We start from the raw sequence: 6,856 nt of genomic DNA, 5'->3' as shown, positions 1-6,856 counted from the left end.
TGGAGTAACGAGTACCTCTACGGAGTCCTGGGACTGTTCTGGGACTGGAAGACGCGCCCGCTGACGGGCGCGGAGGGGTTCGCGTGAAAGTGGTCGCCACACCGATAGGACTCATAACCCTTGCGATGAATCTCACTGGGTGAGCTGCTTGAGGGAAAACCTCACGAGCAGTTCTTATGGGGAGGGGCTGGAAACGGACCGGGTTCACCGAGCACCGCGCCAGTCCTTTACCCGACAGACGAGTTACCGAGAGCTCAAGCAATCCATGCTGGGGATGGAGCTGACCTTGCGCAGCCAGACCGTAGAGGGGGTCTATCAGGAAATCTGGGGCGCACTGATTGCCTACAACACGATTCGGCTGGAAATGGCCAAAGCGGCGCTCGAAGCGAAGCTCGCCCCGACCGACATCAGCTTCGTGCGTGCCTTTCATACCATTCAGTACGAACTAATGTGGGCTGCCGCAACGCGATCGCACGGCAAATTGCCAGCACTGCTACAGCGCTTGCGCGAGCGCCTAAAGGCGCTCCCAAACGAAAAACGACCCGCACGCTTATGCGCACGGGTCGTTAAGTCGCGACCTTCTCGCTACACCGTTCGGTACCTGAAAAAGGACCTTAACTGAACGGCATTACCGGCACTGTCCGGGGTTTTTTTTCGCTCGTTGCTCATGATTCTGATTGATTTCTATTCTCGATACCCCCGCTGGCTGTTCCGGACCTCGCAAACGCCTGCGTTTCAAGGCCGTCACGCCTGTCGCAACACGATCAGGACCGAAGGGCAACGAGTCGCGGAGCGACTTACGCAGCGACAGGCCATCGATGTGGCAAGTTTTCCGAAGGACAGAATTCTCGTACTCTTTTTCGAATGGCAGGCTCATGTCAGGCAGCATGCAATGCCGATGGGGTATGACGCCTGGCTGGACCAGCGATATCTGCAAGGCCCCGCGGCCACAGTGACGCTCAAGCAGAAACGTGTTGTCTTCGAATTAATGCATGGAGCCGTGTTCGAAGTGCGCGGCAAGGACGGACGCCGGCGCCTCTTCCGGGTGCAGTTGGAAAACGACTTTCCCTATGTATCATTCCGAGATCCCGCGAACGCTGTGGACTATCCGTGGGTGGCTTTCCCTGGTGTCTTCACGCAGGCAGAGCTGATGACCCTGAGAAGGGTGTACTGAAGACAAAAGCCCGGCTTTGCCGGGCGTTTGTCTTTGAAAGAGGGGGTGCGGAAGGGTGCTTTCGGTGTCTTTGGAAGGAACATGTTCCTCAGCAAGGCGTGGGAATCTGCGCCTCGGCTGCTGGGCTGTCGATCGCTGCACCTTCCTTGTGTGGGGCGGCGTAGCCGACCGACTGGATACGGGCAATGGTGCCATCCAGGGCGGCATTTGGACCCAACCGGATGGTCCCGGCATACAAGATTCGACCCTTCACGCGTCCATTGATCTGCAGCGAGGCGCGCCCAACGACATCGCCTTCGACCACGCCGTCCACAATGACATGCTCGCCATCGACGTTGCCGTGCACCACGCCGCCCGCCGCGATATGGAGCAGCCCACGGGATGCGCCAACGTTGCCGGTAACCAGCGCCAGGCAGGTGAAGCCATGATCCGAGACAAGGTCACCGTGAACGCTCATGCCCGCACGGAGCAGGCTGAAAATCGGAGGAATATGCATAGCTCAGAATATCTTGACGTCGGTAGGGGAGCTTGCATGCTGCGTCGCAGAATTCCGTGTCTGCGCGCCGGATGGCGGTTGCGGTATCGTCTTGGCAGTCGCCGCTACCGTCGCGGTCCGGGCAGGGGTGGTCGCTGCCGCAGGTAATGCGGCGGGGGCGGGTCGCTTCACGGCCTCCGACTTCGGCTGTTCTGCCTGTGCGCGCTCCGGCTTATGCTGTACGGCCTCCGCGGTGGCGGAGGGCCCAGATGCGGGTCCATCCACAGCCACGGCTGGCGATGGCGCGACAGTCGACTTGTTTGCCTCGAAATCGGAGACGGCGTCACGTTTTCGCGGCCATTCATGGTCACTGGAATCAGCAGTCGCGCGCGCAGGGGCTTCGGAAGCCGCCTGAACCGGTTGGTCACGATCGCTGGACGCGCGCATTTCTCGCTTCCCGATCGATGAGCCGATGGCAAACATGGCCGCAGCAGCAGCCACGAAGGCGAGGCCCCACAGTAGCCGCGGATTGCGTCGCATTGCGGCGGACTGGCCGGATGCCGGAGCGGCGGCCGATGTGGAAGATACCCCGCCGTAGCCAAGCTGCGCGACTGGCGCAGCTGCTGGCGAGATGTCGATAGTGAGAGGCGGTTGGGCGTAATGAGCATGCAACTGCTCGATGTCACGCATGTCCATCGGGAAGGCTACGGTGAGAGGAAATCAGTGTCCCGTCGGCTTCGAACTTGTCGGTATCCGGGATGCAGAGTTGGTGAATCGCATTGATGCGTCGTGAGGCGATCTGGATCGTCGTGGTGCGTTCGTCCGGAGAAATGGACCCGAATTCCTGGCTGTAGAGCGTTTCCACGAAGATCCGGTCGAATTGCATCAGCAACCTGAGGAGCCGGCCGGCGAAGGAATGGGAAACCTTGACCTCCTTCTCTTCGTGGAACAACGGAATCTCGACCTGGTCGGTCTTCGCAAGCCAACCGAGGGCGCTGCCGTACCACTCTTCCGCGGCGCGAAAGGCTTCGTCCAGCGCTTTGACTTTCCCGTCTCGAGCCACGACAAATTTGGCCGAGCAATAGTAAAAATGTGCGTCGAGGAAGTCGCGCGCGCACTTCGAGTAGTAGGCGTGGAGGGTGGAGGAGGCCGTCGTCGGCGTGAGCCGGCTTAGGCGCTCTTCACTGTTATGGCGCTCAATGGGCCTGAGCCCACTGGCGGGTTTCTTGGGTGGATCCTGGTCGGCCATTTTTCCATGTTTTCAGGTCGCTCTCTCAGGTTGAAATTGTCGAGCACATTCGGACACCGAATGACTTTGAAACATATGCCAAATAGCCGAGCTTTCGTATTCTTTGCCCGGAATATTCTGTGCCACAATGCTTTCACACCTCGCGTCACTGACGCATCGACCCTGACTCCTGGCGAGTCCATCTTCTGCTTCAAGTCGTGCATTTGCGCACGCGCCGACTGGTTGGCTACCAGTGTGGATATTCCTTGTGCTAAGTGTTTTCGCCGAACACTTCCCTCATCAGCTCGTAATACGCGTTCTCGTTCTGCCTCCTCGTGAGTGCACGCGATGGACACCGTTCGAGCCCGGGACCATGTGGAGCTCTCTCTCAAAGGCCCCTCCCGGGCAGAACGGCTGACGTCGAGCCGATCCGTGAACCTGCGGCCGAACCTGTGGGTTCGCGAAATGGGTTGCTGTGCAGCGTGACCATGCTGCACGAGGACGACTTTACGTCCTCAGCATCGAGCCGCGCGCATTTGTGCGCCGCTCCCTGAGTGCCACGCCCCCGGAAGGAACGTGGCATTTCAGGTCTGAAAATCAAAGCTCGCTCACCGGCGCAAACCGGGGCGGGCTTTTTTTGTTTCTGGTGAGAGACCTCGATCTTCAGGAGACGCTCATGCACCAGAACGCCGAGATTTCCGCCGCCATCGCGGCAACGCTGGACCGGCGCCGTCCGCAGTACAAGGACATGCCGCACGCCTGGCGCGCACTTTGTGAGGCGGCCCACGTCGCCAGTCTTTTGGAAACCGCGCGAGCGGAATTCCTCAATCGCGTAACGACCCAGCGCGGGGCCGACACAGCCCTGCGCCTTCGGGAGCATGCTGTGTCCATCCGGGCGCAGGTCGTTCAGTTCCTTCAGAAAAGGAGAATGGACGAATGCATGCACCCATCACCTACAGCGAGCCCGGCGGACGCCGAAGCCTGCTAGAAGAGCGGCCCATGCGGCCGCCAATCATCGGTAAGATCCGGCCCGGCATCAAGGTCCTGACCAAGGCCGCGCGCGAGAAGCCCGAAGCCGTGCGGATCCACGATGCCGGCCTGGCTCGAGGCGAAAGCTTCGAGCGTATTGCGGCCGAGATCACCCGGGCGACCGGCATCAAGATGCCGATGGTCCCGAAGAACGTTCCCTGGTTCACCTGCCGCGTCTCTGACTTCGCCAACCCGGCGCTGGCCGAGGACATCGTGCAGCGCTACGGCGAGGACCGCAACGACGGCAACGGACATCGCCTCTGGCGCTTCCCCGTGGTTTTCGCGTTCGACGACTGGCTAAGCAACATGCCCAACCAGCTCGTGGCATGGACGCACAGCGGTCGACAGTACTTCTCCGAGTATGGCTCCGACGGCAGGCGCTACTGCAAGATGTACGCGCCACCTGTGCGTGACGCGCGCGCGAACCGCGCCAAGCGCATGTGGGGCGGCCGCACCATCATCCTGCGTCAGGACGAGGATGTCCCTGATGGCATTTGTGACCCGCAGGAATGCCCGCAGTACCAAGGCGGACATTGCAACCTCTCGGCCAGTTTCTATTTTGCCGTGCCGTGCGCAACGGGCCTTGGTCTCATCGAAATGCCCACGACCTCGATTTACGTTCTGCAAAAGGCTCACGCTGCCATGCAGACCGTTGCGATGGCCCGTGGCAGGCTGGTGGGCGTCAAGTTCTGGATGTCCAAGCAGGAAGTCGAGATCAGCCGTATCGATGACGGAGGCAAGCCGGTGCGCCAGATGCAATGGCTCATCACGCTTGACGCAGAGATCGACATCGCCGCGCTGCTGGACGGTTCCGATCGCACGGTGCCTGCTATGGAGCTGGCCACTCAGCCCGCAGACGCCCAGGAAGGGGAGCGGCGTGCCGGGCCCCACGACGTCGACGACCTTGTCCACGATTCAGACGTTGGCGATGGACCTTCGCTGCCTGCGCACAACGCCGGTGCGGAGCCGCCGCCGGAGGACGACGATCTCGAGAGCCAGTACCGCGATCTCGTTGCCCGGCTGGAGTTGGACAGCGATGAAGGGGCACTGCAACTCAAGGCTTTTGCCGCGGCCACCTTCGGCCGTGGCTGGTCCAAGCGCCGGCACGATGTGCGGCAGTTCGTGAAAGAGCTGCGGACGGCGCTGGCCAATCCGCTCGCGTTCCGCGAACAGGTAGCTGCCATCGCCGCGGACGTCCTTCCGTAGTTTGTTGCCAGCCTCGAGCCGGCGTTTGCAGGGAAGCCCATCGGGCTTCCCTTTTCCTTTCTCTGCCGCACTTCGCCGGCCCATTTCGTTTGGAGGTAGCACGATGCTCAACGAGAGCGAACCCTTGTGGCTTGCCCACTTTTCTGACCTGCATTACTCGCCCGGCAACCTGGCCGAGGCCGACCGGTGTTTCGGCTTCGCGGTAGAGAATGCCATCGTTTCCGGCTGCCATGTCGCCGTAGTGTCCGGCGACTCGACGGACCACGGTCTCGATGCACACACGCCGGCACTTGGATCGCTCGCACGGCGCATCCATCGGCTCTCGGGCTACTGTCCCGTTTTGATGCTGCAAGGGACATTCAGCCACGAACCGCCCGGCACGCTGGACGTTTTCCGGCTCATCGGTGCGCGGTACCCAGTCTACGTCGCTGATCGCATCCACCAGGTGGCGCTATGTGACGGCGCATTTCATCCGTCGGATGGCCCCATCTTCACCGAGGCTGAGCTTGATGTCCTGCTGGCCCAGCATGGCAAGCCCAAGGTCGTCTTCACCTGCGTGCCGACCGTCAACAAGGCGGTGCTGGCTGCGGCGGCAGGAGTGGCCAATGCGGCAACCGCGGTGGGTGACCATCTGGCTGCCTACCTGGCTGCCGCTGGCACGATGAACGTGCGCTTGCGCAGCTGGGGGATCGCCACGGTCGGCGTCTCGCACGGCACGGTCAATGGCTGCCAGACCGAGCACGGTGTACCCATGGCAGGCTTCGATCATGAGTTCGGGATCGGCGCCCTGTTCGACGCGGAGTGCGATGGCTTCCTACTCGGCCACATCCACCGTGCCCAGCAATGGGAACGGGAGGGGCGGGTGATTGCCTATCCCGGCTCCATTGGACGCTTCCACTACGGCGAGATCGGCGCGAAAGGATACCTGCAATGGGACATCATTCCGGGCAGGGCGTCCGCAGAGCTGGTGGAGACGCCCGCGCGCGAGACGGTCTGCGTGGACTTTGATGGCCCGCCGGACATGAACGCGTTGGCTGCCCTTGCGGCCGAGTCTGCCGACAAGTTCGTGCGCGTGCGCTGGACCGTCAACGAAGAGCATCGTCAGTTGGTCGACCGCGACGCCATCGTGGCGTTATTTGCGAAGAGCGCCGAGCTAAAGATCGAAGGCCACGTCCTGCCCGCCGTGCGCAGCCGTGCCGAAGGCATCAGCCGTGCGGCCAGCCTGCCCGAGAAGCTGTCGCGGTGGGGGGAACTGACCGGTGTTGCAACAGGCTCTCTCGCGGAGCGGCTGGCGCTGCTGGAATCGATTGACGCGCTGTCGATTGCTGACGGCGTGCTTGAGCAGTTGGTGCGGCTGCAAAGCCGATGAAAGATAGTCGATGAAAGTTCGATACAGAGAAGAAATGGCGAATCACTCTGACCCCGAGTCATGCGTCATGTACCGCGAGGTGCATGGCGAAGCGTTGGCAGGGGAAACCGACAGGCCAGCCATTGAGCCGCGAAATCAAAATTCTGGGATGCCGACGCGGTTAACTGACGCGGAAGGCTATATGGCGCACGACGTTAATCGCAAGTCNTGTGCTGATCCCACGCGGTCGGAGACCCTGCGCATGTCGGGAAGTCTTTCATACGGAAGCAGCGAGATCTCATCGGTGTCCGGAGCGGTCAGGCCGGACAGGGCTGGGAAGGTCAATGACCGCAAGCCAGCCATTCACGCCGATGAGAAGTCAGATACACCCATAGT

The 6,856-nt window shown here is 61.4% G+C and carries 6 protein-coding genes and 1 pseudogene; 5 read left to right on the top strand and 2 right to left on the bottom strand.

Annotated elements, in window-relative coordinates:
* Window positions 1–235 precede the first annotated feature (235 nt).
* Window positions 236–622, top strand: a pseudogene (locus A3A5_RS38100) (DDE transposase); the annotation flags it as partial.
* Between the two features lie 45 nt (window positions 623–667).
* On the top strand, window positions 668–1,174 hold the full coding sequence (locus tag A3A5_RS0109865; RefSeq protein WP_018310422.1) for a hypothetical protein: 507 nt from the start codon (window positions 668–670) through the stop codon (window positions 1,172–1,174).
* An 88-nt stretch (window positions 1,175–1,262) separates the two neighbouring features.
* Here A3A5_RS0109865 and A3A5_RS0109860 read toward each other — a convergent pair whose 3' ends face one another.
* Both A3A5_RS0109860 and A3A5_RS0109855 read right to left on the bottom strand, forming a co-directional pair.
* A complete protein-coding gene (locus tag A3A5_RS0109860; protein ID WP_018310421.1) occupies window positions 1,263–1,670 on the bottom strand; it encodes a polymer-forming cytoskeletal protein in 408 nt (135 codons plus the stop codon).
* 661 nt (window positions 1,671–2,331) lie between these two features.
* Complete coding sequence (locus tag A3A5_RS0109855; protein WP_018310420.1) at window positions 2,332–2,898, bottom strand: hypothetical protein; 567 nt, start codon at window positions 2,896–2,898, stop codon at window positions 2,332–2,334.
* Between the two features lie 655 nt (window positions 2,899–3,553).
* Between A3A5_RS0109855 and A3A5_RS0109850 the strand changes: the two genes are divergently transcribed.
* From A3A5_RS0109850 to A3A5_RS0109840, 3 genes are all read left to right on the top strand, one after another.
* A complete protein-coding gene (locus tag A3A5_RS0109850) occupies window positions 3,554–3,865 on the top strand; it encodes a hypothetical protein (RefSeq protein ID WP_018310419.1) in 312 nt (103 codons plus the stop codon).
* Window positions 3,814–5,112, top strand: a complete 1,299-nt coding sequence (locus tag A3A5_RS0109845) for a hypothetical protein (RefSeq protein ID WP_026200627.1) — start codon at window positions 3,814–3,816, stop codon at window positions 5,110–5,112. Before A3A5_RS0109850 ends, A3A5_RS0109845 begins: the two co-directional genes overlap by 52 nt.
* A 103-nt stretch (window positions 5,113–5,215) precedes the next feature.
* A complete protein-coding gene (locus A3A5_RS0109840) occupies window positions 5,216–6,481 on the top strand; it encodes a DNA repair exonuclease (RefSeq protein ID WP_018310417.1) in 1,266 nt (421 codons plus the stop codon).
* The last annotated feature ends 375 nt before the right edge of the window (window positions 6,482–6,856 follow it).

This window comes from Cupriavidus sp. UYPR2.512, from assembly GCF_000379565.1.
In the GTDB taxonomy this organism is placed as follows: domain Bacteria; phylum Pseudomonadota; class Gammaproteobacteria; order Burkholderiales; family Burkholderiaceae; genus Cupriavidus.
The sequence above is the reverse complement of the archived record's forward strand: the minus strand, read 5'-3'. Positions and strand labels throughout refer to the sequence as shown.